The 24,639-nt window shown below is 73.1% G+C and carries 25 protein-coding genes; 11 read left to right on the top strand and 14 right to left on the bottom strand.

What is annotated here, in order from left to right:
- Positions 1–150 precede the first annotated feature (150 nt).
- Both IF655_RS29295 and IF655_RS29300 read right to left on the bottom strand, forming a co-directional pair.
- Positions 151–666, bottom strand: a complete 516-nt coding sequence (locus tag IF655_RS29295) for a DUF4232 domain-containing protein (protein WP_199588178.1) — start codon at positions 664–666, stop codon at positions 151–153.
- Between the two features lie 146 nt (positions 667–812).
- On the bottom strand, positions 813–2,444 hold the full coding sequence (locus IF655_RS29300; protein WP_199588179.1) for an alpha/beta hydrolase: 1,632 nt from the start codon (positions 2,442–2,444) through the stop codon (positions 813–815).
- Between the two features lie 364 nt (positions 2,445–2,808).
- Between IF655_RS29300 and IF655_RS29305 the strand changes: the two genes are divergently transcribed.
- From IF655_RS29305 to IF655_RS29315, 3 genes are all read left to right on the top strand, one after another.
- Positions 2,809–3,528 carry a chaplin gene (locus IF655_RS29305; RefSeq protein WP_307815102.1) on the top strand — a complete coding sequence of 240 codons (720 nt, stop codon included), beginning with the start codon at positions 2,809–2,811 and terminating at the stop codon, positions 3,526–3,528.
- Between the two features lie 285 nt (positions 3,529–3,813).
- Positions 3,814–4,668, top strand: a complete 855-nt coding sequence (locus IF655_RS29310; protein ID WP_199588181.1) for a GNAT family N-acetyltransferase — start codon at positions 3,814–3,816, stop codon at positions 4,666–4,668.
- Positions 4,669–4,740: 72 nt separating this feature from the next.
- Entirely contained in the window at positions 4,741–5,517 is a 777-nt protein-coding gene (locus IF655_RS29315; protein WP_199588182.1) for a GNAT family N-acetyltransferase, read from the top strand.
- Between the two features lie 76 nt (positions 5,518–5,593).
- On the opposite strand, the gene IF655_RS29320 is transcribed toward IF655_RS29315, so the two are convergent.
- Entirely contained in the window at positions 5,594–5,857 is a 264-nt protein-coding gene (locus IF655_RS29320; RefSeq protein ID WP_199588183.1) for a GlsB/YeaQ/YmgE family stress response membrane protein, read from the bottom strand.
- Positions 5,858–6,125: 268 nt separating this feature from the next.
- The gene (locus tag IF655_RS29325; RefSeq protein WP_199588184.1) at positions 6,126–6,782 is read right to left on the bottom strand and encodes a sigma-70 family RNA polymerase sigma factor; all 657 of its coding nucleotides are present in this window, start codon (positions 6,780–6,782) and stop codon (positions 6,126–6,128) included.
- Positions 6,783–6,876: 94 nt separating this feature from the next.
- Between IF655_RS29325 and IF655_RS29330 the strand changes: the two genes are divergently transcribed.
- Positions 6,877–7,893, top strand: coding sequence for a MerR family transcriptional regulator (locus tag IF655_RS29330; protein WP_242488988.1), 1,017 nt, complete (start codon positions 6,877–6,879; stop codon positions 7,891–7,893).
- A gap of 30 nt (positions 7,894–7,923) precedes the next feature.
- Here IF655_RS29330 and IF655_RS29335 read toward each other — a convergent pair whose 3' ends face one another.
- Both IF655_RS29335 and IF655_RS29340 read right to left on the bottom strand, forming a co-directional pair.
- Positions 7,924–9,297: a deoxyribodipyrimidine photo-lyase gene (locus IF655_RS29335; RefSeq protein ID WP_199588185.1), complete on the bottom strand. Its 1,374-nt coding sequence runs from the start codon at positions 9,295–9,297 to the stop codon at positions 7,924–7,926.
- A gap of 114 nt (positions 9,298–9,411) precedes the next feature.
- On the bottom strand, positions 9,412–10,965 hold the full coding sequence (locus IF655_RS29340; RefSeq protein ID WP_199588186.1) for an SDR family oxidoreductase: 1,554 nt from the start codon (positions 10,963–10,965) through the stop codon (positions 9,412–9,414).
- A 258-nt stretch (positions 10,966–11,223) separates the two neighbouring features.
- Here IF655_RS29340 and IF655_RS29345 point away from each other — a divergent pair, with 258 nt between their 5' ends.
- Positions 11,224–11,391 carry a hypothetical protein gene (locus IF655_RS29345; RefSeq protein ID WP_199588187.1) on the top strand — a complete coding sequence of 56 codons (168 nt, stop codon included), beginning with the start codon at positions 11,224–11,226 and terminating at the stop codon, positions 11,389–11,391.
- Positions 11,392–11,464: 73 nt separating this feature from the next.
- Here the strand turns inward: IF655_RS29345 and IF655_RS29350 are convergent, their stop codons facing one another.
- Positions 11,465–12,496, bottom strand: coding sequence for an acyl-CoA dehydrogenase family protein (locus IF655_RS29350; protein ID WP_199588188.1), 1,032 nt, complete (start codon positions 12,494–12,496; stop codon positions 11,465–11,467).
- A 133-nt stretch (positions 12,497–12,629) separates the two neighbouring features.
- Here IF655_RS29350 and IF655_RS29355 point away from each other — a divergent pair, with 133 nt between their 5' ends.
- From IF655_RS29355 to IF655_RS29365, 3 genes are all read left to right on the top strand, one after another.
- Positions 12,630–13,538: an aldo/keto reductase gene (locus tag IF655_RS29355; RefSeq protein WP_199588189.1), complete on the top strand. Its 909-nt coding sequence runs from the start codon at positions 12,630–12,632 to the stop codon at positions 13,536–13,538.
- 566 nt (positions 13,539–14,104) lie between these two features.
- Positions 14,105–14,497, top strand: coding sequence for a VOC family protein (locus IF655_RS29360; protein ID WP_199588190.1), 393 nt, complete (start codon positions 14,105–14,107; stop codon positions 14,495–14,497).
- Between the two features lie 38 nt (positions 14,498–14,535).
- Entirely contained in the window at positions 14,536–15,606 is a 1,071-nt protein-coding gene (locus IF655_RS29365; protein ID WP_199588191.1) for an adenosine deaminase, read from the top strand.
- Here IF655_RS29365 and IF655_RS29370 read toward each other — a convergent pair.
- Both IF655_RS29370 and IF655_RS29375 read right to left on the bottom strand, forming a co-directional pair.
- Positions 15,588–16,103 (bottom strand): DinB family protein, encoded by a 516-nt coding sequence (locus IF655_RS29370; protein WP_199588192.1) that lies wholly within the window; start codon positions 16,101–16,103, stop codon positions 15,588–15,590. The genes IF655_RS29365 and IF655_RS29370 overlap by 19 nt on opposite strands.
- 79 nt (positions 16,104–16,182) lie before the next feature.
- Positions 16,183–17,112, bottom strand: a complete 930-nt coding sequence (locus tag IF655_RS29375; protein ID WP_199588193.1) for a LysR family transcriptional regulator — start codon at positions 17,110–17,112, stop codon at positions 16,183–16,185.
- Between the two features lie 153 nt (positions 17,113–17,265).
- On the opposite strand from IF655_RS29375, the gene mgrA reads away from it, so the two are divergent.
- Positions 17,266–18,258 carry an L-glyceraldehyde 3-phosphate reductase gene (mgrA, locus tag IF655_RS29380; RefSeq protein WP_199588194.1) on the top strand — a complete coding sequence of 331 codons (993 nt, stop codon included), beginning with the start codon at positions 17,266–17,268 and terminating at the stop codon, positions 18,256–18,258.
- A 50-nt stretch (positions 18,259–18,308) separates the two neighbouring features.
- Here mgrA and IF655_RS29385 read toward each other — a convergent pair whose 3' ends face one another.
- The 4 genes from IF655_RS29385 to IF655_RS29400 form a co-directional block, all read right to left on the bottom strand.
- Positions 18,309–19,187, bottom strand: a complete 879-nt coding sequence (locus IF655_RS29385) for a class I SAM-dependent methyltransferase (protein WP_199588195.1) — start codon at positions 19,185–19,187, stop codon at positions 18,309–18,311.
- Positions 19,166–19,918, bottom strand: a complete 753-nt coding sequence (locus IF655_RS29390; RefSeq protein WP_199588196.1) for a cysteine hydrolase family protein — start codon at positions 19,916–19,918, stop codon at positions 19,166–19,168. Before IF655_RS29390 ends, IF655_RS29385 begins: the two co-directional genes overlap by 22 nt.
- Positions 19,915–21,096, bottom strand: a complete 1,182-nt coding sequence (locus IF655_RS29395) for an isocitrate/isopropylmalate family dehydrogenase (protein WP_307815103.1) — start codon at positions 21,094–21,096, stop codon at positions 19,915–19,917. The genes IF655_RS29390 and IF655_RS29395 overlap by 4 nt, the downstream gene beginning before the upstream one ends.
- Positions 21,097–21,159: 63 nt before the next feature.
- Entirely contained in the window at positions 21,160–21,690 is a 531-nt protein-coding gene (locus IF655_RS29400) for an EF-hand domain-containing protein (protein WP_199588197.1), read from the bottom strand.
- A 472-nt stretch (positions 21,691–22,162) separates the two neighbouring features.
- Here IF655_RS29400 and IF655_RS29405 point away from each other — a divergent pair, with 472 nt between their 5' ends.
- Together IF655_RS29405 and IF655_RS29410 are read left to right on the top strand one after the other, a co-directional pair.
- Entirely contained in the window at positions 22,163–22,579 is a 417-nt protein-coding gene (locus tag IF655_RS29405; RefSeq protein WP_199588198.1) for a hypothetical protein, read from the top strand.
- A 344-nt stretch (positions 22,580–22,923) separates the two neighbouring features.
- On the top strand, positions 22,924–23,376 hold the full coding sequence (locus IF655_RS29410) for an ATP-binding protein (RefSeq protein WP_199588199.1): 453 nt from the start codon (positions 22,924–22,926) through the stop codon (positions 23,374–23,376).
- A 172-nt stretch (positions 23,377–23,548) separates the two neighbouring features.
- Here IF655_RS29410 and IF655_RS29415 read toward each other — a convergent pair whose 3' ends face one another.
- The gene (locus IF655_RS29415; protein WP_199588200.1) at positions 23,549–24,439 is read right to left on the bottom strand and encodes an RNA polymerase sigma factor SigF; all 891 of its coding nucleotides are present in this window, start codon (positions 24,437–24,439) and stop codon (positions 23,549–23,551) included.
- Positions 24,440–24,639: the final 200 nt, after the last annotated feature.

Genomic DNA, 24,639 nt, shown 5'->3' on the forward strand with positions numbered 1-24,639 from the left:
GGGGGGGTGTTTGTTGAAAACCCCCCGGGCGGGGGGGGGGGGGGAAAGGGCGTGGGGCCCCACCGCCTTTGGCCCCTGGGGGGGGGGGGGGGGGGGGGGGCGGGCCGCGCGTTCGGTGCTCGCGTGTTCGAGGGGTGCGAGGGGTCGTGCTCAGCCGAGACCGATCTCCCGGTCCGCCGCCGAGCGGCTCGGCTGCCACCACGTCGTCACCGGCTCCCACACCAGGACCCGCGTCCCGGTGCCCAGGTGCCCGGCGGAAAAGACGCCGCCCCACCGCCCGGCCGCGTCGGAGACGTAGACCGAGCGGGCGCGGCGCGCCTCCGGGTCGGCAGGGTCGCCGATGGTGCGCACGGCAGCGTAGGCGGTCTCCCGCGCGCCGAGCCGGTACGTGCCCTTGCCGCCCTCCCGCACCGGCAGCGCGGCACCGTCCAGACCGCCGAAGCTGACCACCGGCACGCGCTCCACGGTGCAGGCGCGCCCGCCCCGGTTGGTCACCGAGAACCGCACCACGGTGCGCTCGGCGGGCACCGCGGCGGCGCGCACGGTCAGTTCGCCCTGGGTGCACGGGGCGACCCGGGCGGGGGCGGCGTGACCGGCCGGCGCGGTCAGCAGCACGGCCCCGGAGGCGAGGACGGCGGAAGCGGCGGCGAGGGCTCGGATACGCATGACGGACTCCCTGATCACGGTCGACGGCACGGCCTGGCGGACCACGGTCCGCCCGAACGGTAGGACGGCGGTCCGGCCTGTGGGGTTGTACCGGAATCGGCGCTGTGACCCGATTGCGCTACACCTGTCACCCTTCCCGGGGCGGCTCACTCGTCGCCCTCCACGGGCGAACTCCACGCGTTCCCGTCCGCCGGACAGGAACTGCCGTCCGGCGGCAGCGAGCCGTACAGCAGGAAGTCGTCGACCTTGCGGTGCACGCACTTGGAGGAGGCGTAGCCGGTGTGGCCGTCGCCCTTGTTGTCGAGCACCACGGCCGAGTCGCCCAGCCGCGCGGCCGTCTCCACGGTCCAGCGGTACGGCGTCGCCGGGTCACCGCGCGTGCCGATCAGCAGCATGCGGGCGGAGGGCACGTCCTTCACCTCGTCGCGGATGTAGTCCGTGCCCTTGGGGCGGCCGTAGCACATCAGCAACTGGGTGAGCCGGTAGCGCCCGAAGACCGGGGACGCCTCGTCGTAGGCGGAGCGCAGGTCCTTGAGGTCCTTGGTGACGCGGGCGTCCGAGGGGCGGTCCGGGTCGTCGGCGCAGTTGATCGCCAGCAGCGCGGCGGGCAGGTTGTCGACGGGCACGTCCTGCGTGGCGACCAGACCGGTGTGCTGCCCGCCCTTGCCGCCGCTCCCGCCGTCGGAACGCGGCGGCGCGGTGATGCCTCCGGTGGCGAAGCTGAGGACGCGCCGGGTGTCGCCGTCCTCCATCAGGGAGGCCAGCGCACGCTCCAGCGACGGCCAGAGCTGCTTGCTGTACAGCCCCTGCCCGATCGCGCCCACCAGGTCCTGCCCGGAGAAGGTGCCGCCGAAGTCGGTGGGCACCGGGTTCGCGTCGAGCGAGCGCACCAACCGCACCACCTGGTCGCGGGCCGCCCGCGGGTCCTGTCCGAAGGGGCAGCCCACGTCGCTCGTGCACCAGTCGATGAAGGAGTCCAGCGCCGTCTGCTGCCCCTCGGCTCCCGCCCTGCCCTGCTCGGACAGCGGCTCGGTCAGCGTGTCCACGCCGTCCAGGGCCATGTGCCCGACCTTGTGCGGGAACTCCGCCGCGTAGACCGCGCCCAGCCGGGTGCCGTAGGAGAAGCCCAGGTAGTCCAGCTTCTTGCGGCCCAGCGCCTGGCGGATCACGTCCATGTCGCGCGCCGCGTCGACCGTGCCCATGTGCTTGACGACCGGTCCGGAGTACTTGGCGCACAGCTCGGCGGACTGCCGCAGCCGGGTCAGCAGCGCCTGCGGGCGGCGGATGTCCAGCTCCGGGTCCGAGGCCGCCGCGTCCGCCGCCGGGTCCTGGCCCGCGCCGCAGCTCACGGGGGAGGAGCGGCCGACGCCGCGCGGGTCGAAGGTGACCACGTCGTACCCGTTGGTCAGGTCCATGAACGCCTTGCCGCTGGCGGCGAGCTGGGCGACGCCCGGTGCCCCGGGGCCGCCGAAGTTCAGCAGCAGCGAGCCGTGCGGTGTCCCGGTCGCCCGGTAGCGGGCCAGCGCCAGATCGAGGGTGGCGCCGCCGGGGTGCGCGTAGTCGAGGGGGACGGTGACCTTGCCGCACTGGAGGTCCCGGGGCATGTCCGGGCCGTCGCAGGCGCCCCAGGCCACCTTCTGCGCGTAGAACCGGGACAGCCCGGGTGCGGGGGATTCGGCCGCCGCGACGGGCAGCCCGGCGCCGAGCAGCGCGAGGGTGAGGACTGAGGCGCTCGCGGCGCGTCGCAGGGCGGGTCGTCTGGTCAGCTTCGCCGGCATCGATCGCCTCCCGGGACGCGGCCGATCGGGGGATCTGGAGCCGCGCCGTCCTCACGATAAGCGGGCCCCGCGACCGCCGCCTCCCGGCGGGCGGCGGGGCGGAGAGGGCCGTATTCTGCCCGCCCCGCGGCGGCCGTGTGCTCGGTTCCGGACGCGTTCATGACCGTTTCGCGGTCGTTTGGGACGCCACTTTTGACTCGTTCGGGCGGCGTCAAGCCATTCGATGGACCGGGCCACTCGATGGGGTGAAAGCAGGAATAGCCATAACTCGGATGGTCCGGCCGCGTTCTATGTGGTGCGGGCAACTGCCCGCGACTGACTCTGGAAGGCAGGCAAACCTATGAAACGGGCTACCCGTAACGGTGTGATCGGTGTGGCCGCCGCTTCCGGCGCGATGGCCATGGCGATGCCGGTGTCCGCCGCCTTCGCGGCCGGCGGCGCCTCTGCCGACGGCGCTGCGGTGGGCTCGCCCGGTGTGCTCTCCGGCAACACCGTCCAGCTCCCGGTGAGCGTGCCGGTGAACGCGTGCGGCAACACGGTGAACGTGGTCGGGCTCCTGAACCCGGCGATGGGCAACTCCTGCGCGAACACCGGTTCCGATTCCGAGAGCGGCGGCAGCGGCTCCGGCTCCGGCACCTCGGGCGGCTCCGCCCACGCGGGTGTCGGCACCGGCACGTCCGGTTCCTCGGCGCACAGCGTCACGCACGGCTCGCCCGGCGTGCTCTCGGGCAACGGCATCCAGCTCCCCGTGGACGTGCCGGTGAACGCGTGCGGCAACAGCGTCGACGTCGTGGGAGTGGCCAACCCGGCCTTCGGCAACCACTGCCAGAACGGCCCGGTGGAGACCACGCCCCCGCCGGTGACCCCGCCGGTCACCGAGCCCCCCACCGAGCCCCCGGCCACGCCGGAACCCCCGGCTCCGCCGAAGTCCCACCCCAAGCCGCACACCCCCGCGGCGCCGCCCGAGGGCACCCTCGCGCACACGGGTACGGACACGACGGCCCCGGCACTCGCGGGCAGCGCGGCGTTCATCGTCGCCGGAGCGGCCCTGTACCGCCGCTTCCGGCCGACGCGCGTCGGCTGACCGCGCCGGCGCACGGCCCCACCGGACGCGACCGGCCTCGGTGGGGCCTTTGACATGGACGGCGGAGCCGGGCCCGCCGGACGTGTCGTCAACGGGCGCCCAGCATTGGCGCGTTGACTCGGTTCACGCGCGGTTCACGCGCCGCTGGGGCGTGGCGTGCGCACGCGGGATCGGGAAGGATGCGGCGGGTGCGGCGAGCCGTCGCACCGTCCGTGGTCCCACCCGCGCGGAGACCGCCCGTATGCCGGGCACGGCCGCGCGGCCCCCCAGAAATGGAGCGCACCGATGACGTCACCGGCCCCCCAGGATCTCGTCGTCACCCAGGCCACCCTCGCCGACTGGCCGGTGATCAGCGCGTGGGCGGCGGCGGAGGGCTGGAACCCGGGACTCTCCGACGGACCCGCCTTCTTCGCCCAGGACCCCGAGGGCTTCTTCCTCGGCCGGATCGACGGCGAGCCGGTCTCGGCCGTCTCCGTGGTGAACTACGGCGACGACTACGCGTTCCTCGGCTGCTACCTCGTCCGCCCCGACCTGCGTGGCCAGGGACACGGGCTCACCACCTGGAAGACCGCCCTCGCGCACGCGGGCACCCGCACCGTCGGCCTGGACGGCGTGGTCGCCCAGCAGGACAACTACCGCCGCTCCGGCTTCGAACTCGCCCACCGCACCGCCCGCTACACCGGTCCCGCCCCCACCGGTCCGGTCCCCGACGGCGTACGCCCCGCCGAGGCAGCCGACCTCGCCGCCGTCACCGTGTACGACAGCGCGTGCTCCCCGGCCGACCGTCCCCGCTTCCTCGCCGAGTGGCTCACGCTCCCCGGGCACCGCGCCTTCGTCCGCGAGGACGGCGGACGGCTCACCGGCTACGGAGTGATCCGCCCGGGACACGACTGCCCGCGCGTCGGCCCCCTCTTCGCGGACACCGCCGACGACGCCCGCGCCCTGCTGACCGCGCTGTCGGCGGAGGTCGCCGGACAGCAGGTCGCCGTGGACATCCCCGAGCCGAACAAGGCGGCCGTCGCCCTCGCCCTCGACCTGGGTCTGACCCCCTCCTTCGAGACCGCCCGCATGTACACCGGACAGGTCCGCGAGCACGCGCTCGACCGGGTCTTCGGCGTCGCGACCCTCGAACTCGGCTGACCGTCCTCCGGCGCCTTCCCCGTGCGGGTAAATTCCGTTGCCCGCGCGGGAACAGGCTGCTGGAGTGACCCCATGGACGCCACAGCGGTACTGACCGCGTACGACCGTCAGATGCGCGAGGGCGCGCGAGCCGAGGGCTCGGGGGCGCGGATCGAGAGGACCGGCGGTGTGGTGCGCCTGGTCTCCGAGGGGGGCGGGTGGAACGCCGTGCTGTGGTCGGGGCTCGACGAGACGGACGCGCGGCGCGCGATCGAGGAGCAGATCGCCCACTTCACCGGTCTCGGCCAGGAGTTCGAGTGGAAGCTCTACGGTCACGACCGACCGGCCGATCTCGGTGACCGGCTCGCCGCCGCCGGATTCCGGGCCGAGGACCAGGAGACCGTGATGGTGGCCGAGACCGCCGACGTGGTGCAGGACGCCGAACCGCCCGCCGAGGTGCGTGTCGTGCGGGCCACCGACGCGGCCGGGGTCGACCTCGTCGTGCGCGTGCACGAGGAGGTGTTCGGGAGGGACGGCACCCGGCTGCGGCACCACCTGCTCACCCGGCTCGCCGAAGACCCCGGGACCGTCCTCGCGGTGGTCGCGCTCGCCGGTGACGAGCCGGTCTCCGCCGCCCGCCTGGAAATCGTGCCGGGGACCGAGTTCGCGGGACTGTGGGGCGGCGGCACGGTGACGCGGTGGCGCGGCCGGGGCGTCTACCGCACCCTGGTCGCCCACCGCGCCCGTGCCGCCGCCGCGCACGGCTGCCGCTATCTCCAGGTCGACGCCTCGGACATGAGCCGCCCCGTCCTGGAGCGGCTCGGCTTCCGCGCGCTGACCACCACGACCCCATATCTGTACGGGGCGTGACGTCCGGTCGTCTCATCGACGGGACGTCACACCCCGGTCGTCGTCATCTCGCAAAGGGACGTGACGCCGGTTCGGGTCAGCGGCGTCCCCGCGACCGGTCCAGCGCGGCGACACCCGCTGCCGCCAGGGCGATCTGGATCAGCCACTCGATCCAGTCGGGCCCGTCCGTGTCGGCCACCCCGAGCCCGGCCGCGATCGCGGAGCCCAGCAGGGCGGCCACGATGCCGACGACGATGGTCAGCAGAATGCCGATGTGCTGGCGGCCGGGTACGACCAGCCGGCCGAGCACACCGATGATGATGCCGATGATTATGGCGCTGATGATTCCTGAGATTTCCATGTCCACCCCTCCGGGTCCGGGCCCTCGCTGCCTTGGCATGTTCCCGCTATAACCGGAGCCAGTCCCCCCGGACCCGGCTCCGTCCGGAATCGGATCATCAACGTCCGCCGCAGGACATGAGGAGGCCGGTCCGCCCGGGCGAACCGGCCTCGCGTCCTTCGTTGTCCTGCGATATCAGCGTGTGCTCCCTTCCCTCGCGTAGTGCGGGGCTGGACCGCGCTGGTGGGGTGAGCGGTGCAGCACCGCTGTTCCTCATATTTTGCGCCTTTTATGGCGCTGTGTGTAGGGGGTGAGCCGGTTTGTCTGCGGAAACCGGCTCAGGGCGCTCGATTCCGCACCGCAGCCGGTGCAGACCCCGGCGCGCATGGCTCTTCACCGTGCCCAGCGGCCACCCCGTGCGCGCCGCGATCTGCGGCTGGGTGAGGTCCTCGTAGAACGCCAGATACAGCACGCGCCGCTGCGCCGCCGGGAGGCGCCCCAGCTCCCGCCGGACCAGCACCCGGTCCAGCGCCGACTCCGGCTCCGGGGCGGCCTGGGGACCCGGCAGGGCCGTCCCCGCCGCCGTGACCAGCTCACCGCGCCGGGTGCGCGCCGCCAGCGCGTCGGCGATCTTGCGCCGGGCGATGCCGACGATCCAGCCCGGCAGCGGTCCCCGCTCCGCGCGGTAGCCCGCCCGGCCCCGCCACACCCCGAGGAACACCTGCTGGGTCACGTCCTCCGCCTCCCCGGCGTTCCCGAGCGCCCGCCGCGCCAGCGTGTACACCAGCGGCGACCAGCGGTGATAGGCGGCGGCCAGACAGCGCTCGTCGCCCGCCACCAGACCCCGCGCCACCTCCTGGTCGCCGTACGACTCCTCGGCCGCCACCCACCGCGCGGCGGTGGGCTCGGCGGGGGCGACGGCGGGCGCGGCCGGATACGGGGACATGACCTCGGCTCCTCACGGACGACGGTTCCGCCATCGTGTGAGCCGGGCGTGGACGCCCACAACTCGCATCGATTCTGCGTCGTATAGTCGCCGTATGGACGACAAACCGGTGCGCACCGGACCGGAACCGGACCTGGACACCGAGCCGCCGCCGTCGGCGCGCCCCGCGTCCGCCGACGCGGGACTGACCACCGGCGCGCTCGCCCGCAGGCTCGGCGTCTCGCCCACCACGCTGCGCTCCTGGGACCGGCGCTACGGCATCGGCCCAGCCGCCCGCGCCGACGGCCGCCACCGGCGCTGGGCCCCGGACGACGTGGCCGCCCTGGAGGCGATGTGCCGCCTCACCGCGTCCGGTGTGCCGCCCGCCGAAGCCGCCCGCGCCGCGAGGGACCGTCCGCAGGAGAACACCCCGGCCACCGCCCCACCTGCTGCCCCCCGTTCCCGCGCCGCCGGTGTCCTGCCCCTCGGTGACGTGCGCCAGGAGTGCCGGGGGCTCGCCCGCGCCGCCGTCCGGCTGGACGCGCCCGCCGTGGCGCGGCAACTGGACCGCGCCATCACGGAGTTCGGGCTCACCGTCGCCTGGCAGGACGTGATGGCACCGGCGTTGCACGCCGTGGGCCGCAAGTGGGCGTCCTCCGGGGACCGTTACGTCGAGGTGGAGCACCTGCTGTCCTGGCACGTCTCCACCGCCCTGCGCCGCCACACCACTCCGGTGGGCGCGTCCGTCGCCCCCGTCCTGCTGGCCTGCGTCCCCGACGAACAGCACACGCTCCCGCTGGAGGCTCTCAACGCCTCGCTCGCCCAAAGCACCATCCCCACCCGCATGTTCGGCGCCGCCGTCCCCGCCGACGCGCTCGGCGCTGCCGTACGGCGGCTCGGTCCGGCGGCGGTCGTGCTGTGGGCCCAGGCCCGCGCGACGGCGGCTCCGCAGCTCGCCCGGCACATCGCCGCCACCGCGTGGGGCGTACGAGGCGCCCGCGCACAGCCCCTGGTCATGCTCGGCGGGCCCGGCTGGACCGGCCGCCCGACCCGGGGCATGGTCCGCCCCACCGGTCTCGCCGACGCCCTGGCCACCCTGACGGCGGCGTACGGGACCGAGCAACAGGGCTGATCAGGCGGCATGTTGTGTGGTTTCTGACGTTCAGTCACGTCCCCGTGCGCGCTTGAACCGGGCCAGCCCGTCGGAGAGTTCCACGATCGGGTCCGGGTAGTCCCCGAGCGCCGCCCGGTCGAGACCGCTCAGTTTCCACGGCTCGTGCACCGCTGGTCCCTCGACCTCCGCCAACTCCTCGACCCAGCGCCGTACATACACGCCGTCGGGGTCGTACCGCTTCGCCTGGGTGACCGGGTTGAGGACGCGGTTGGGGCGGGTGTCCGTGCCCGTGCCCGCCATCCACTGCCAGTTGAGCTGGTTGTTGGCGATGTCGCCGTCGACCAGCAGATCGAGGAAGTGCCGGGCGCCCACCCGCCAGTCGACGTACAGCGTCTTCGCCAGGAAACTCGCCGTCAGCAGCCGTCCCCGGTTGTGCATCCAGCCCTCGTGCCGCAGTTGGCGCATCGCCGCGTCCACCGCCGGGTAGCCGGTGCGCCCCTCGCGCCATGCCTCGATGTCGGCCTCCGCCTCGCGGCCCGAGCGCCAACGGTCGTGCTTGGTGCGGTAGTCGGCGTGCGAGGCGGTCGGGCGCGCGGCCAGTACCTGGCGGTGGAAGTCCCGCCAGGCGAGCTGCCGTACGAACGCCTCCGCGCCCGCGCCGCCCGCACGGCGCGCCCGGTGCACCAGCTCGACGGCGGACAGCGTGCCGAAGTGCAGATGCGGGGACAGCTTGGAGGTCGCGTCGCCCGCGAGGTCGTCGTGCCGGTCCTCGTACGCGCCGACCCCCGAGCGCAGCCACGCGGCCAGTCGCGTGCGGCCCTCCTCCTCGCCGCCCTCCGCCAGACCGGGGGAGGTGCCCGGGACGGCGGACCGGGACGGCGGCTCCTCCGAACCGACGTTCTCCGGCACCCGCACCACGCGCGGCGCCGCCACCGGATCCCGCAGCCGCTCGCCCGACCACTGGCGGAAGTACGGCGTGAACACCGCGAAGTGGTCCGAGGACGCCGGGGTGACCGCACCGGGCGCCACCGCACCCGTCACCGTCTCGTGCACGTGCAGCCTGCGCCCGTCCGCCTCCAGCGCGTCGCGCAGCCGCTGCTCGCGCCGCTGGGCGTACTCGCTCACGTCGGCCGACAGATGCACCTCGTCGGCGTCGGCCTCCGCGACCACCTTGCACACCTGCTCCACCACGTCGCCGGAGCGCACCACGAGCCGCCCGCCGCGCTCGCGCAGCCCGGCGTCCAGGTCGCGCAGACAGTCGGCGAGGAACGCCTGCCGGTTGGGCGCGTCGTGCGCGGCGGCCACCGCCGGGTCGCGCACGAAGAGGGGAACGACCTGACGCGAGCCGTCCAGCGCCGCGCGCAGCGGCGGATGGTCGTGCAGACGCAGGTCGGCGGTGAACAGGACGACCGAGGTGTTCATCGGGCGGCTCCGAAGCAGGTGGTACGGACGAGCAGGAGGTACGGACGCTGACTCTTCCGGCCGGGAGCGCCCGGCGGACGCACCCGGGGGAGGGTTCCTTCGGCGGTCGGGTGCTCAGCGCCGCCCGGCCGGGCTCCTGCGCCGCCGCAGGACCGTTGACTTCGCCCGGTCCTCGGGCTCGCGGCACGCGGCGCGCGCGATGTTGCGGACCATGCCGCCGAACACGATGGCGTGGAAGGGCGAGACCGCCCACCAGTACGCCTGGCCGAGCAGCCCGCGCGGATGGAACAGGGCGCGCTGGCGGTAGACGCTGCGGCCGTCGCCGTCCGGGGAGGAGTACATCTCCAGCCAGGCGAGACCCGGCAGCCGCATCTCCGCCCGCAGCCGCAGCAGATGCTCCGGCTCGACCTCCTCCACCCGCCAGAAGTCCAGCGAGTCGCCCACCCGCAGCCGCTCGGCGTCCCGGCGGCCCCGGCGCAGCCCGACCCCGCCCATCGCGCGATCCATCCAGCCGCGCAGACTCCAGGCCAGCGGGAAGGAGTACCAGCCGTTGTCGCCGCCCACGCCCTCGATCACCCGCCACAGGGCGCGCACCGGGGCGTCCACCACGGTCTCGCGCTCGTCGGTGTAGAGGCTGCCGCCCGCCCAGTCGGGGTCGGTGGGCAGCGGCTCGCTCGGCGCGCCGGGCAGGGACGCCGACGACCAGCGCGTGTCCACCTTCGCCTCGCGCACCCGGCGCAGCGCGAGCCGTACCGCCGTGTCGAAGCCGTACGGATGCCCCGGCGGCTCGGGCAGATACCGCCGGATGTCGTGCTCCCGGCACACCACCTCGTGCCGCAGCGACTCGGTCAGCGGTCGCGCGATGGACGCGGGCACCGGCGTCACAAGCCCCACCCAGTGGCTGGACAACCCCGGCGTCAGCATCGGCACCGACAGGATGAGCCGGTGGGGGAGCCCCGCGACCTGCGCGTATCTGAGCATCATCTCGCGGTACGTGAGCACGTCCGGGCCGCCGATGTCGAAGGCGCGGTTCACCTCCGGGGGCAGGCTCGCGCAGCCCACCAGCAGCCGCAGCACGTCCTTCACGCCGATGGGCTGGATACGGGTGTGCACCCAGCTCGGGGTGACCATCACGGGCAGCCGCTCGGTGAGGTAGCGCAGCATCTCGAAGGAGGCGGAACCCGAGCCGATGATCACCGCCGCGCGCAGTACGGCCGTCGGCACGCCCGAGGACAGCAGGATGCGGCCCACCTCGGCCCGCGACCTGAGGTGCGGGGAGAGTTCGCCCTCGGGCACGTCGGCCGGGGTGAGCCCGCCGAGGTAGACGATCCGGCGCACCCCGGCGTCCTTCGCCTGCTTGCCGAAGTTGCGGGCCGCGCGGCGGTCGGTCGCCTCGAAGTCGTCGCCGGTGCCGAGCGCGTGCACCAGGTAGTACGCCACGTCGACGCCCCGCATCGCCTCGGCCGTCGACTCGGGGTCGGTGACGTCACCTCGGACGATCTCCACCTGTCCGGACCACGGATGGTCGCGCAGCTTGCGCGGGGTGCGGGCGAGACAGCGCACCCGGTACCCGGCCTCCAGCAGCTCCGGCACCAGACGGCCGCCGATGTAGCCGGTCGAACCGGTCACGAGGCAGAGCGGGCCGCCCGTGGCGTGGTCGTCGTTCATCGTCCCGGGTCCTCCGCGTCGGTGTCTCCTGCCGTGGCGGTCTCCCCGCCCTCCGGTTCCCCCGCCCTCTTGCTTCTCCTCGGCGGCGCCCTCCGGATGCGTGCCGCCCTCCGCCCAGCCTGCCCGCGCGGGGCGGACGGCGCCTGTCGAGGTCGCGGTACGGGAGCGAACGACGTACGGTGCGTGGCCGTCCCCTTCCGGGGCAGACGGGGGAGTACACGTCGTACGTCCCGTCGTCCTCCGGAGGTGTTCGTCGCCATGGTCGCGAAGGTGCTGGAGCGGTTTCCCGCAGGTTCGCCCCGCGGATCGTGGCCCGCGGAGGAGTACGCCGCGGCCCGCCGCGCGGAGGGACGCCCGGCGACCGTGGTGATGGACCTGGAGTCGGACAGTTTCCTCGTGGTCCTGGAGATGCGGGCCGAGGACTGAGCCGACGGGTCGACTGCGGCTGGTGGGTGTTCCGGACCCGTTGAGGGACGGACCCGCTGAGCGACGGTCCCGGTCAGCCCGTCAGCGCCCGCAGATGAGCCTCCCGGGTCTCCGCCGTCTGACCCTGCACCAGCAGGAACAGCCCCTCGCGGGCGAGGCGTTGGGCGCGGGCGGTCAGGGACATCGCCCGTCCGCCGCCCGCTACGACCGCCGCCGTGGTCGCCTCGGTGAGGGCGGCGTACGCCTCGGCGCGTACGGCGAGACGCTCCTCGACGCGTTCCAGCGGCTCGGGGTAGTCGGCCAGGGCGTAGGCGCGGTCGCGGACGTCGGCGAGGCGGGCGTGGAGCGGGGCAGCCGTGCCCTCGTCCAGCAGGGACAGGGCGGCGGAGGCGATGCCGAAGACCGCCGGGTTGGCGTTCAGGGTCTTGGCACGGTCGCCCGGGGCCCACTCGGCGTACGGAATGCGCAGGGCCACCGCTTCCTCGGGCACCCACAGACCGTCCAGCTCCAGGGAGACCGTCCGGGCTGCGGAGAGCGCGGCGAGCCGCATCGGCGCCGACGCCCGCAGCCCCGGCTGCTCACGCGCCTCGACGAACGCGAACAGCACCTCGCCGTCCTCGGTCACCCCGGCCAGCAGCATCAGGTCGTTCAGTCCCCACCCCGTGAACCAGGGCACGCTGCCGTCGAACTGCCAGCCGACGCCCTCCGGGCGTACCCGCACCGGGACCCTCGGGTACGCCCGCAGATGCGCGTACGCCACCCCGGACAACAGCTCCCCGCGCGACAGCGGGCCCAACAGCCGCTCCCGCGCCGCCTGTTCACCCCGTACCAGGGTCTGCACCGGGGTGTGGTGCTGTGTCTGCACGAACCAGGTCGAGCAGCACGCCCCGGCGAGGATCTCCGCCGTCTCCCGCAGCACCGCCGCCGGTGCCCCCGCGCCGCCGTACTCCACCGGCGCCGTCACCCCCAGCAGCCCCGACCGCTTGACCGCCTCGACATGACCGACGGGCACGCCCTCCTGGTCCACCCGCGCGGCTTCGGGCTCCAGCAGCGAGGAGGCGAGCTGGCGGGCACGGGCGACGAGCGGGTGCGTCGTGATCGTCATACGGATGATTCTGGCCCAGCGGGGCGTGTGTCACGGTCGACCGCGTGTGTCACGGTCGGCTCAGGTCCGTGCGACGTGTACGGGCGTCCGGGAACCCCGTATCCCGCCCGCCCCGGTGTGTCACACTCCGCCGATGACTGCCGAAACGATCACCGCCGCCGCGTCGGGCACCTTCCAGCTCGGCGACTTCCCCGTCCACCGCACCGGCTTCGGCACCATGCGCCTGACCGGTAGCTCCGCCTTCCACGAGGGCACCCCGAGCGACCGCGGGCGCTCCCTCGCCGTGCTGCGCCGGGCCGTCGAACTCGGGGTGAACCACATCGACACGGCAGCGTTCTACTTCTCCGCGCTCCGCTCCGCCAACGAACTGCTCAACACCGCGCTCGCCCCGTACCCCGACGATCTCCTCATCGCCACCAAGGTCGGTCCGTTCCGCGAGCAGGACGGCGAGTGGGGGACCTCCGCGCGCCCGGACCAACTGCGCGGCCACGTCGAGGAGAACCTGCGCCAGCTCGGCCGCGACCACCTCGACCTCGTCTATCTGCGCCGGATACGGCAGGACTCCATAGCCGAGCACTTCGGCGCCCTCGCCGAGCTGCGCGAGGCGGGTCTGATCCGGCACCTCGGCATCTCCGCCGTACAGCCACGCCACCTCACCGAGGCACTGGAGATCGCCCCCGTGGTCTCCGTGCAGCAGCGCTGCGCCCTCGACCTGCCCGATCCCAACGCCGACGCGCTCCTGGAGATGTGCCGGGAACGCGGCATCGCCTTCGTGCCGTACTACGCCGTCGCGGGCGAGGGCGGCGAGCACGGCGCCGTCGCCGGGCGCGCCGAAGCCGCGGTCACGGAGATCGCCCGCGCGCACGGTGTCCGCCCCGCCCAGATCCGCACCGCCTGGACCCTCCACCAGGGCCCCCACGTCCTCGCCATCACCGGCACCGGCAACCCGGACCACCTGACCGAGAACATCGCGGCGGGCACCCTGAAACTGACGGAGGAGGAACTGGCCCGCCTGAACACGCTGCACCGCGAGACGGAGTGAGCTGCGCGCCTGCTGTCATGCGTGCGCCGCCGGCGTCGGATGCCCGGGTGCCCGCAAGGTCGGTCGTCAGCAGATCCCCGGGCGGCTCGTCGGCGACCGGGAGCCAGGGCGGTCGCGGGTAGGGGCGCAGGGTGGGCAGCACCGCCGGTACGCCGCCGTCCGCGGCGGTGACCCCGGCCAGGCAGTCGCACAGCCGCCGGGCCCGCGCACCGTGCAGGGCGCCCGTCTCCTCCAGCACCCGGAGAGCCGAGGGCACGGAGATCGGCTGAGCCGCCGGTCCGCGCACATCGGGTTCGAGTCCGAAGGCGTGACCGCCGTCCCCGGTGCCGTAGGCGTCCAGCGCCGCGAGGACGCCCGCCGGGTCGTCCGCCCCGCCGAAGAGGCATGTCATGCGGGCGACGGTGGGCGCGGCTTCGCGGGTGGTCTTGAACGAAACGGCCACGCCGGGGACCCGGGCCGGGACTTCGGACCCGACGTCGGTCACGGCAGCCCCGCCAGGGGTGACTGGCGCACGTCAGGTTTTACGTATAACCTCTCCCGCTAACCACCCCCACCGGAAGGTCCCGATGCGACGCGTTGCCCTGGTCACCCTTGTCGTGGACGACTACGACGAGGCCATCCGCTTCTACACCGACGCCCTGGGCTTCCGGCTGGCCGAGGACGAGCCCCGTCCGGACGGCGCCCGCTGGGTCGTGGTCGTACCCGGCGAGGGCAACGACGGCACCGGACTGCTGCTCGCCCGCGCCAAGGACGACGCCCAGCGCGCCCGTGTCGGCGACCAGACCGGCGGACGCGTCGGCTTCTTCCTGCACACCGACGACTTCGCCCGCGACCACGCGCGCATGTCCGCCGCCGGGGTGACCTTCCTGGAGGAGCCCCGCCGCGAGTCCTACGGCTCCGTCGCCGTCTTCCAGGACCTCTACGGCAACCGCTGGGACCTCCTCCAGCCCGCCGCCTGAACCCCCGCACCCCGCACGATCCGCCGAGGAAGCCCGCCATGACCGCGCCCCGCATCGACACCGACACCCTCCGCCGGCTCCCCAAGGCCGTGCTGCACGACCACCTCGACGGCGGTCTGCGCCCCGCCACGCTCGTCGAACTCGCGGCGTCGGTGGGCCATACCCTGCCCACCACCGACCCCGGTGAGCTGGCCGCCTGGTACGTGGAGGCTGCCAACTCGGGCGACCTGGTGCGCTACATAGGCACCTTCGAGCACACCCTCGCCGTGATGCAGAGCCGCGAGGGTCTGCTGCGCGTCGCCGAGGAGTACGTCCTCGACCTCGCCGCCGACGGCGTGGTCTACGGCGAGGTGCGCTACGCCCCCGAGCTGAACACGCAGGGCGGTCTGACGATGCGCGAGGTCGTGGAGACCGTGCAGGAGGGTCTCGCCTCCGGCATGGCCAAGGCGGCCGCCGCCGGGACGCCCGTGCGCGTGGGCACCCTGCTGTGCGGGATGCGGATGTTCGACCGGGTCCAGGAAGCCGCCGAGCTGGCCGTCGCCTACCGGGACGCGGGCGTCGTCGGCTTCGACATCGCGGGCGCCGAGGACGGCTTCCCGCCCGCCGACCACCTCGCCGCCTTCGAGCTGCTGCGCCGCGAGAGCGTGCCGTTCACCATCCACGCGGGCGAGGCGTACGGGCTGCCCAGCGTCCACCAGGCGCTCCAGGTGTGCGGCGCCCAGCGCATCGGCCACGGCGTCCGCCTCACCGAGGACATCGTGGACGGCAAGCTCGGCCGCCTGGCGGGCTGGGTCCGCGACCGCCGCATCGCCCTGGAGATGTGCCCCACCTCCAACCTCCAGACGGGCTGCGCGACCTCCATCGCCGAGCACCCCATCACCGCGCTGAAGGACCTCGGCTTCCGGGTCACCCTCAACACCGACAACCGCCTGGTCTCCGGCACCACGATGACCCGGGAGATGTCCCTGCTCGTCGAGGAGGCGGGCTGGACGGCCGAGGACCTGCGCACGGTCACGGTGAACGCCGTCAAGAGCGCGTTCATCCCGTTCGACGAGCGCAAGGCGCTCATCGAGGACGTGATCCTGCCGGGCTACGCGGACGCCGTCTGAAGCAGCCCGCGCGCGTAGGCGGCCTGTCCGACGTGCTGGAGATCGTCGGACAGGACGCTCACCAGGCGCGCCCCGAGCGTGACCGGCGGGCTCCAGCGCTCGTCCACCACCCGCTCCAGGTCGCCCGCCGTGAGCGAGCGCAGCGCCTTCAGGCTCTGCTCGTGCACCGCGTCGTAGTACCCGGTCAGCAGGTCCGCCGAGTCCACCCGGACCTTCGCGACCTGCGCCGGGGTGTGCCCGTAGCCGGTGTCCTGGGCGGGCAGCTTCAGCCCGAAGCGCTTCTCCCAGCCGTCGGACAGCCACACCTGGTCCAGACCGAAGGCGTCGGCGATGTGGTCGTCCTGCACCCGGGTGAGATGCCAGACCAGCCAGGCGATGGTGTTGGCACCGGGCGCGGGGCTCGTGTGCAGCTCGTCGGGGCCGAGACCGTCCAGGACGGCGTGGACCTCTTCCCGGATGCGGCCGAAGCCGTCGATGAGGATGTCCTTGGCATGCATGGGTCCACCTTCGCGCATCCCGGCGCCCGCCGCGCCCCGATGGACTGACGGCGCGTCACGCCGGGTGTCGCGGGGCGCGTCACACCTCGCCGAGCGGTCCGGTCACCGCGGGTTCCGCCGGTACGGCCGCCTCCTCGGTGCCCAGCAGCGAGAGCAGGGCGCGGGCGGCGGGGCTGGTGGCACGCTCCGGCGGCAGCAGGACCACCGTCTCGTACGCCGCCTCGCCCATCCCCTTCAGCGGGAGCGCGGTCAGCGAGGACCGCTTGTGCCGGAAGTGCCGGGGGACGACCGCGATCCCCAGGTTCTCGTCCACCAGGTCAAGGAGGCTGTGCACGTCGTTGACCTCCAGGGCGACCGTACGGCGCACCCCCGCGGCGGCGAACGCCGCGTCCGTCGCCCGGCGCGGACCCCAGTCCGGGTGGAAGTCCACGAACACCTCGCCCGCCAGATCGGCTGGGGCGAGGACCGCGCCCGCCTTCGCGAACCGGTGCTCCGGATGGCACAGCACCGTCATGGGCTCGCTCGTCAGCGGTACGGCCCGCAACTGGTCGCCGTCCGTGCGGGTGCGGTAGGCGAAGGCCAGGTCGAGGCGGCCCGCCGCGACCTCCTCGGCCAGCGTGCCCGTACCCGTCTGCCGCAGCCGGATCTCCACGTCCGGGTGCTCCCGGCGGAAGGCGGCGAGCAGCCCCGCCACCCGGACCCCGGCGATGCACTGCTCGGTGCCCAGCGCCACCGTGCCGCGCAGCACGCCCTGCACGGCGGCCACCGCCTCGTGCGCCGCGCGGACCTGCGCCAGCACCCGCTCGGCCTCCACCAGGAGCGCCCGCCCCGCCTCGGTGAGCGTCACGCGCCGGGTCGTCCGCACGAACAGCGGCGCCCGCAGCTCGCGCTCCAGCGACCTGATGGACGCCGACAGGCCCGACTGGGACACCATGAGCCGCTCGGCGGCCCGGGTGAAGTGCTGGTCCTCGGCGACCGCGACGAAGTGCTGGAGATGACGCAGTTCCATGAGGCGGAAGCCTAACCGCATTGAGAAGCCCGCTCGCTCAAACCCATCGGATTCTCCTGTTGGACCGCTGACCGGGCGCCGGGAAAGAGTGGGGGAAGGCTGCCGGACACCCGGCAGCCGGGAAGACCGAGTGCCCACCCCACTGGAGTCGCGTTGTACACCGCACACCCCGACCGCTACGCCGACATGCCCTACCGGCGCACCGGACGCAGCGGACTGAAGCTCCCCGCGCTGTCCCTCGGCCTGTGGCACAACTTCGGCCCCGACCGCCCCGCGGAGACCCAGCGCGCGATCCTGCGCCGCGCCTTCGACCTCGGCGTCACCCACTTCGACCTCGCCAACAACTACGGCCCCCCGCCCGGCGCCGCCGAGTCCGCCCTCGGCGAGGCACTGAAGGCCGACTTCGCGCCGTACCGCGACGAACTGGTGATCTCCACCAAGGCGGGCTACCTGATGTGGCCCGGACCGTACGGCGAATGGGGCTCGCGCAAGTACGTGCTGGGCTCACTGGACCAGTCGCTGAAGCGTATGGGCCTGGACCATGTGGACATCTTCTACTCCCACCGCTTCGACCCCGACACCCCGCTGGAGGAGACGATGGGTGCGCTGCACTCCGCCGTCCAGCAGGGCAAGGCGCTCTATGTCGGCATCTCCAACTACCCCGCCGAACAGACCCGCGAGGCAGCCCGCGTCCTGGGCGAGCTGGGCACCCCGCTCCTCATCCACCAGCCGCGCTACTCGATGCTCGATCGGCGCCCCGAGGACGAGGGCGTGTTCGACGCCCTGGACGAACTGGGGGTCGGCTCCATCGTCTACTCCCCGCTGGAGCAGGGTCTGCTCACCGGCCGCTACCTCGACGGCATCCCCGAGGACTCCCGCGCCGCGAGCGACAGCCCCTTCCTGAACTCCGACGCCGTCACCGAGGACCTCGTCGCCCGGCTGCGCGCCCTGGACGGCATCGCCAAGTCCCGGGGGCAGAGCCTCGCCCAGCTCGCCCTCGCCTGGGTGCTGCGGGGCGGGCGGGTCACCTCGGCCCTGGTCGGCGCGAGCAGCCCCCGCCAACTGGAGGACAGCGTGGGCGCGTTGCGCAACCTGGACTTCGAGGCGGAGGAACTGGCGCGGATCGACGAGGTGTTGAAGGGCTGAAGGGTTTGAGCCCTTCGAGTCCTTGAGCTGCCGGGTGGCCGGGGGAGCGGTCAACCGCCCCGGCCACCCGCCGGTTTGACCGCGAACACCCAGCGGTTGACCGCCAGCGCGTCGTCCGGCTCGGGCCACGGGCCCCGGCCGTAGCGGCGGGTGTGGTCGTACGGCGAGTCGACCCGGGTGCGCCAGCCCCGCGCCGCCAGATCGGCGGCCGAGTCCGGGCGCGGATCGCCGTCGAAGAGCGCGAGCAGGTCGATGCCGAGGCGCTCCCGGGCCTGGGTGTACACCGGGTTGTGCCGCACCGCCCGGACCTCGCGGTGGAGCTTCACCTCGTACGCCAGCGTGCTGCCCGGAGCGCTCAACTCGCCGGTCTTCACGAGGAGTCGGCGCTCGGCGTCGGCGGGCAGATAGAGCAGCAGCCCCTCGGCCAGCCAGCCGGTGGGCGCGGCCGGGTCGAGTCCGGCGCGGAGCAGCGCCGTGGTCCAGTCCTCGCACAGATCGGCGGCGACCGGCACACGCCGGGCCACCGGGACGGCGCCCAGCGAGTCCAGCACCCGCTCCTTGAAGGCGAGCACGTCGGGGCGGTCCACCTCCCACACCGTGCTGCCCGGCGGCCAGTCCAGCCGGAACGCCCGGGTGTCGAGCCCGGCGCCCAGCAGCACGAACTGCCGGGTGCCGGAGGCGGCCGCCGTCCGCAGCGCGTCGTCCAGCGCTCGGGTGCGCAGCCCGAAGTACCGGCCGAGCCGCCCCCACACCGGGTCGGCGTCCCCGTCCGGCACCTGCTCCGGGCGCAGCGGCCAGCCCGCCGAGGCACGTGCCGCGCGGACGAAGTGCGCGGCGTACGGATCACGGGCGAGCGCGTCGGGGCGGTGCGTCTCGATCGCGCGGGCGGCGGCGACCAGCAGCGCGGTCACTCCGACGCCGACGTCCACTCCCGAGGCTCCGGGGGCGCCGGATTCGGCGGACTTGGCGGACTTGGCTGGGTCGCCGGGGTCGGGGCGGGGCGTGGTGACGGTGGTCGTGATCTCTCCTCCTCGGTCGTATGGCGGCTCGGTCCCGGTGTCGCGGGGTACGCGGCCCACAGCTCCGGGTCCGCGCGGGTGGTGAGGCGGGCGCCGTACAGCCGCCGCATGAAGGTGAGGGTGTGCTCCTCGGGCAGATGCAGCGGAGCCGTGCAGTCGGTGAGCACGGAGACCTCGAACCCCTTCTGGAACGCGGTCCGCGCGCTGGAGTCCACGCACACGTCGAGGAACACCCCCGCGAACACCAGCCGTACGACGCCGCGTCGCCGCAGATGCCGTTCGAAGCCGTCCGCGAGGAAGGCGTCGAAACAGGCGTACTTGGTGAAGACCGCCTCGCCGGGCGCCGGGGTGACCCCGTGGAACTCCGCGCCCGGCGTGCCCGTGACGCACTTGGGCCGCTTGCCGAGCAGCCGGTCGCGCCGCCGCCAGCTCGGACCCTGGTGGTCCTCGTCCCCCAGGAAGCGGACGAAGACCACCTCGGTGTCCGCCGCCCGCGCCGCCGCCACGGCGCGGGCGGAGTTCTCGGCGGCGCGGGCGAGCACGGCCGGGTCGTGGCCGTGCCGGGCGGCGGCGGACGGACCGCAGAAGTCGACCTGGAGGTCGACGACGACCAGCGCCGTACCCCCGCCCACGCCCGTCATGCCCCGGCGACCACGGCATCGGCCGGGGACTCCCCGGCACCCTGCGCGGGCACGCCAGCCGACGCGGACTCCCGCGCGACCGGCACAGAATCCCGCCCGACCCCAGGCGTCGACCCGGGCTCCGATCCGGGCACCCGCCCCAGCGCCGTCAGCAGGGCGTCCACCACCTGGCTGGTCGTCCCCTCCCCGCCCAGGTCGGCGGTGCACACCCCCCGCCGCGACAACTCGGCGAGCGCCGTCTCCACGGCCGCCACCGCGCCCGGACAGCCCGCGTGGTGCTCGGCGACGGCGGCAGCCGCCCGGATCGCCGCGACCGGGTTCACCGCGTCCCGGCCCTCCAGGTCGTCCGCCGAACCGTGCACCGTCTGGTACTCCACCAGGTCGGCCACGTCCGGGAGCAGATGGACGTTCTCCGTGCAGCGGGTCTCCTGCCGCTCACCGCCGAACCGGTCGAGCAGCATCACATGCATGATGTCGCCCCATTCGTTGCCCGCGACGATCACCGTGCGGGGCGGGAGACCGTGGGTGATCAGATCGCGGTTCACGGTGTCCGGCTGGCACAGCCGGATCTGCACCCCGTGCCGGTCCGCCGCCCGCTTCACCCAGTCGTCCAACGCCCCGTCCAGCAGATGGAACTTGTACGCCATCACCACGTGCTCTGCCCCGCCCTCGGGCCACAGCGTCCGCGCCCGGCGCAGCGCGCGGTCGAGCACCTCGCCGGTGATCTCCTCGCTGAACTCCATCGTCCGGACCACCCGGCCGGGGGCGTGGGTGTTGTCCCCGGTGTAGAAGCCCTGCGCCTGGTCGCGCACGAGCAGCAGCTCCGGTGCCGAGCCGTCCGGCGGACCGCCCAGCGCGTCCACCTTCACCGCGCGCAGCCGTTGCCGTACCAGATACAGCGACTGGGCGTTGATCGCCGTGCGGAACACGGCGGTCGCTCCCCGGGCCGCCAACTCCCGGCAGAACCGCTCGTAATGAGCCGCGTCCTCGGCGGTGCGGGCGGCGGTCCGCTCGACGCCCGCGCCGCGCAGCGACACGTACGAGTCGTAGACGCGCCCCGAGCGCTCCACCGTCACCGGGACGCCGTGCGCCTCGGCGAGGTGACCCAGCACCCGTTCGAAGACGGCGGCGATCTCCGCGCCTGTGCCCCGCCCCACCGCCAGTCCGACGACCGTCACCCGGCCGCTCCCTTCTTCCTCGACTCTTCCTCGGCTCCCTTTGTTCCTTCGGGGTTCACGGATTCAACCGCCCGCCCCCACCAGCCGGTCCCCGGGGATGCCCGCCTTGTCCGGCGCGTAGAAGTCCTCGATGCCGCCGATCCACTTCTCGACCGTGATCCGGTCCGAGGAGTCGGGTCCGAAGGCGTCGAAGAGAGCCTCGATGTGGGCGCGTTGGAATCCGATGGCGTCCATCAGCGCGAGGAACAGCGGGCGTTCGATCAGACCGTCCCCGTCCGGGTCGCCCAGGGCGGCCAGACTGTCCGCGAACTCCCGCACGGTGGGGGCGAATCGCTCCGGGGCGAGGACGCACGCCTGGAATTCGTCCGGCGTGATCTTTCCGTCCCGGTCGGCGTCCAGCTCCGCCGACAGCGTCTCCCAGTACCGCCGGAACGCGGCCGCGATCCGCTCGCGTGCGGCCGGGTCCGCCCCCTCGGCCGCCGCGATCACCCGGGTGGTCATCAACTCGAAGTCCTCCGGGTCCAGATGGCCGTTGCCGTTGGCGTCGAAGAGCGAGAAGACGAGGGCGACCCGGTCGATGGCCTCAGTGCGCATGACGTGCGTGACCTTTCCTTCGATGGCGTCCCGGTCGTCGAGACCGCACCCACACACTGCGTCCGGCGGACCCCGGACATGCGGCCGGACGGGCACGTTCATCCGATGGGTGGATTCGCCGCCGGGGAAGGATTGCGACCGGACCGGTCACCCGCGCGGACGCGAATCCGCATTCACATGACGCCCCCGGTATTCACATGACTTCCCTGATGTTCACATGTTGTCCGCTTTTCGTGGCGTTCGAAAAAGCGGCGGTTGATCACGCAACGAGTAATGCGTGGCCAGGGCTTGCCTGGTGTTTTCGGACAGGGACGCGCTTCGCATATGCCAAGAGACTGGCCGGAAAGACGTGGTGACAGCGTTTCCCGCGTGGCGATACTCGAAATACCAGGGGCACTACTCACCGCACACGAGCCGCACCGGAAAGCGAGGGTCCGGACCGCCATATCGGCCAGGCAACGGGGGAGTGAGCGTGCACGACGAATTCCTGTGCCATGTCACCGCGTACGGAGTGTGCGGCGGACAGCGCGTGGGCGTACCGCTCGGCACCTACCGCGCGCCCACCCTCGCCCTCGCCCTGTGGTGGCTGCGGGACCGCGCCTCCTGGATAGCGGAGCGGCTCGACCCGCTCCCGGAGAACACGGTGTTCCCGCCCGGCGCCCTGGTGCCCGTCGCGGACACGGTCGCCGACGTGCCGACCCTGCTGCGCGCCTGGTGCGCCGACGACATCCGTCAGGAGCAGGTCGCGGACGAGCTGGCGGGCGGGCGGCTGGTGCGGATCGCCGCCTGCGACGACACCACGGAGTACGAACTCCTCGCCGAGTCGGTCGACGCCCTGCGGATGCAGCGCACCGTGCCCGCGTTCGTGGTGCCGGTCGTCCTCGCCTGACACGTGTCGCGGCCGGTTCACGCGGGCTGTGCCCTCACCCGGAGTACGCGCCACCGCGCGGACGGGACCGGATGCGCCCCTGCCCCTGTGCCCCGGTCTGGCGTGCGCCCCGCAACGCGCCCCACGTGCGCGGTCGTACGCCTCTGCTGTCCCGCGCGTACCGGTGGGATTCTGGCCAAGGAGCGGCGTCCGGGCCGCTGTCCGTGAACGCCGCCGTCCGCCCCGCTCCCGGCCGTGGAAGGCTGTGCGCCGGAGGCGAACGGACTCGGTGGACTGTCCGGCGCGCCTCGGGGTACGAGCACAGGAGCAACAGGCGACAGGCCGGCCCTTCGAGAGAGACAGGCATGACGGAACAACTGGGCGGGGCAGTGATACCGACTGGTTTCGACGTACCCGTGGAGCCGCTGCGACGCGCGGCGCACTACACCGGCGAACCCGGATGCATCGCCGCGGCACGGGCATTCGCCGCCCAGTTCCTGGATCAGCTCCGCAACGAGTGGTGCGCCGTGGTCGGCAGCCGCGCCGCGGGTGAGGTGCTGCTCGTCGTGAGCGAGCTGGTCACCAACGCCGACCGGCACAGCAACGGCCCGTACATCCTGGAGCTGGAGGGGACGGACAGCACGGTCGCGGTGTCGGTGTACGACAGCAGCGTGGTCCTGCCCCGGGCCTTCCCCAAGGACCCTCAGCGCATCGGGCGGCACGGGCTGGAGATCGTGAGCGCGCTCGCGGCCGAGATCACCGTGGACCGTGTGCCCGTCGGCAAGCGGGTCCGTGCGCGGGTCGAGCTGGAGTCCTGAGCGCACCAGCGCTTTTCGTTTTTTCGCGCGCCTCTGTACGCATGCGCGCGCCCTCGTATGTGCTCGCACGTCGTCTGTAGCTACGCGTACGTCGTCCCCACGCACGTCCGTACGTCGTCTCCGCAGCAGAACGGGCCCGGTGTCCGCGAACGCCGGGCCCGTCGCCGTCGACTCAGGCGCAGCCGAGTTCGCCGAGCATCCCCTGGCGCAGCCGGGCGATGATCCGCTTGATCAGACGGGAGACGTGCATCTGGGAGCAGCCGAGCTGCTGACCGATCTCCGCCTGGGTGGCTTCCTCCACGAACCGCATGTGGATGATCGTGCGGTCGCGCTCGCTCAGGTCGGCCATCAGCGGGGCGAGGGCGTGGAAGTCCTCGACCAGGCGCAGACCCTCCTCCTCGACACCGATGAAGTCGGCGAGCACGGCCTCGCCGTCCTCGGGACCGTCACCGGTGAGCGCGGCGTCCAGGGACGAGGAGTTGTAGCCGTTCGCGGCGACCTGGCCCTCGACGACCTCCGCCTCGGTGATGTTCATCAGGGTGGCCAGCTCGGCGACCGTCGGGTCGCGGTCCAGCCTGCTGGACAGCTCCTCGCGAGCCTTGGCCAGCTCCACGCGCAGCTCCTGGAGCCGGCGCGGGACGTGCACCGCCCAGGTGGTGTCACGGAAGAAGCGCTTGATCTCGCCCACGATGTAGGGGAGCGCGAAGGACGTGAACTCGACCTCGCGCGACACCTCGAACCGGTCGATCGCCTTGATCAGACCGATCATGCCGGTCTGGACGATGTCCTCCATGTCGTCGCCACGGCCCCGGAACCGTCCGGCCGCGAACCGCACCAGCGACATGTTCATCTCGATCAGGGTGTTGCGCGCGTACTGGTATTCGTGGGTGCCCTCCTCCAGCTCGGCCAGCCGGCGGAAGAACTGGCGGGACAGTGCCCGCGCGTCCCGGGGGGCCACGGACGTGGGGTCCGCGATCCCGGGAAGGCTCTCCTCGACCGTCGTGTCCTGTGCGGTCTTCTCGGCGACCTCGGCGTGCGACCGGATGCCGGCGGCGGTTTCCATTACCTCTCCCACGTGAGTCACGGTTTCGGTGTCAACCTCTGCGCCCGGAAGGTACCCGGCCGCCGAAGCTGCGTGGTCCCCGGCTTCCCGGAAATCCGCGCCCTATTCCTGTTTCCTCTTCCTCTCCCGGCGGGTACCCAGGGTCACGCCTCACATGCGGGCGGTTCGAAGCAGTGGCGTGAAGATGACGTTCGCCCAGA

Origin of the sequence: Streptomyces sp. DSM 110735, assembly GCF_016482685.1 — a bacterium.
Taxonomy (GTDB): domain Bacteria; phylum Actinomycetota; class Actinomycetes; order Streptomycetales; family Streptomycetaceae; genus Streptomyces.

Bases quoted from the DNA above. Each gene is read 5' to 3' on its own strand.
- IF655_RS29295 (WP_199588178.1), bottom strand. From the start codon at position 666: ATGCGTATCCGAGCCCTCGCCGCCGCTTCCGCCGTCCTCGCCTCCGGG.
- IF655_RS29300 (WP_199588179.1), bottom strand. From the start codon at position 2,444: ATGCCGGCGAAGCTGACCAGACGACCCGCCCTGCGACGCGCCGCGAGC.
- IF655_RS29310 (WP_199588181.1), top strand. From the start codon at position 3,814: ATGACGTCACCGGCCCCCCAGGATCTCGTCGTCACCCAGGCCACCCTC.
- IF655_RS29315 (WP_199588182.1), top strand. From the start codon at position 4,741: ATGGACGCCACAGCGGTACTGACCGCGTACGACCGTCAGATGCGCGAG.
- IF655_RS29320 (WP_199588183.1), bottom strand. From the start codon at position 5,857: ATGGAAATCTCAGGAATCATCAGCGCCATAATCATCGGCATCATCATC.
- IF655_RS29325 (WP_199588184.1), bottom strand. From the start codon at position 6,782: ATGTCCCCGTATCCGGCCGCGCCCGCCGTCGCCCCCGCCGAGCCCACC.
- IF655_RS29330 (WP_242488988.1), top strand. From the start codon at position 6,877: ATGGACGACAAACCGGTGCGCACCGGACCGGAACCGGACCTGGACACC.
- IF655_RS29335 (WP_199588185.1), bottom strand. From the start codon at position 9,297: ATGAACACCTCGGTCGTCCTGTTCACCGCCGACCTGCGTCTGCACGAC.
- IF655_RS29340 (WP_199588186.1), bottom strand. From the start codon at position 10,965: ATGAACGACGACCACGCCACGGGCGGCCCGCTCTGCCTCGTGACCGGT.
- IF655_RS29345 (WP_199588187.1), top strand. From the start codon at position 11,224: ATGGTCGCGAAGGTGCTGGAGCGGTTTCCCGCAGGTTCGCCCCGCGGA.
- IF655_RS29350 (WP_199588188.1), bottom strand. From the start codon at position 12,496: ATGACGATCACGACGCACCCGCTCGTCGCCCGTGCCCGCCAGCTCGCC.
- IF655_RS29355 (WP_199588189.1), top strand. From the start codon at position 12,630: ATGACTGCCGAAACGATCACCGCCGCCGCGTCGGGCACCTTCCAGCTC.
- IF655_RS29360 (WP_199588190.1), top strand. From the start codon at position 14,105: ATGCGACGCGTTGCCCTGGTCACCCTTGTCGTGGACGACTACGACGAG.
- IF655_RS29365 (WP_199588191.1), top strand. From the start codon at position 14,536: ATGACCGCGCCCCGCATCGACACCGACACCCTCCGCCGGCTCCCCAAG.
- IF655_RS29370 (WP_199588192.1), bottom strand. From the start codon at position 16,103: ATGCATGCCAAGGACATCCTCATCGACGGCTTCGGCCGCATCCGGGAA.
- IF655_RS29375 (WP_199588193.1), bottom strand. From the start codon at position 17,112: ATGGAACTGCGTCATCTCCAGCACTTCGTCGCGGTCGCCGAGGACCAG.
- IF655_RS29390 (WP_199588196.1), bottom strand. From the start codon at position 19,918: ATGACGGGCGTGGGCGGGGGTACGGCGCTGGTCGTCGTCGACCTCCAG.
- IF655_RS29400 (WP_199588197.1), bottom strand. From the start codon at position 21,690: ATGCGCACTGAGGCCATCGACCGGGTCGCCCTCGTCTTCTCGCTCTTC.
- IF655_RS29410 (WP_199588199.1), top strand. From the start codon at position 22,924: ATGACGGAACAACTGGGCGGGGCAGTGATACCGACTGGTTTCGACGTA.
- IF655_RS29415 (WP_199588200.1), bottom strand. From the start codon at position 24,439: ATGGAAACCGCCGCCGGCATCCGGTCGCACGCCGAGGTCGCCGAGAAG.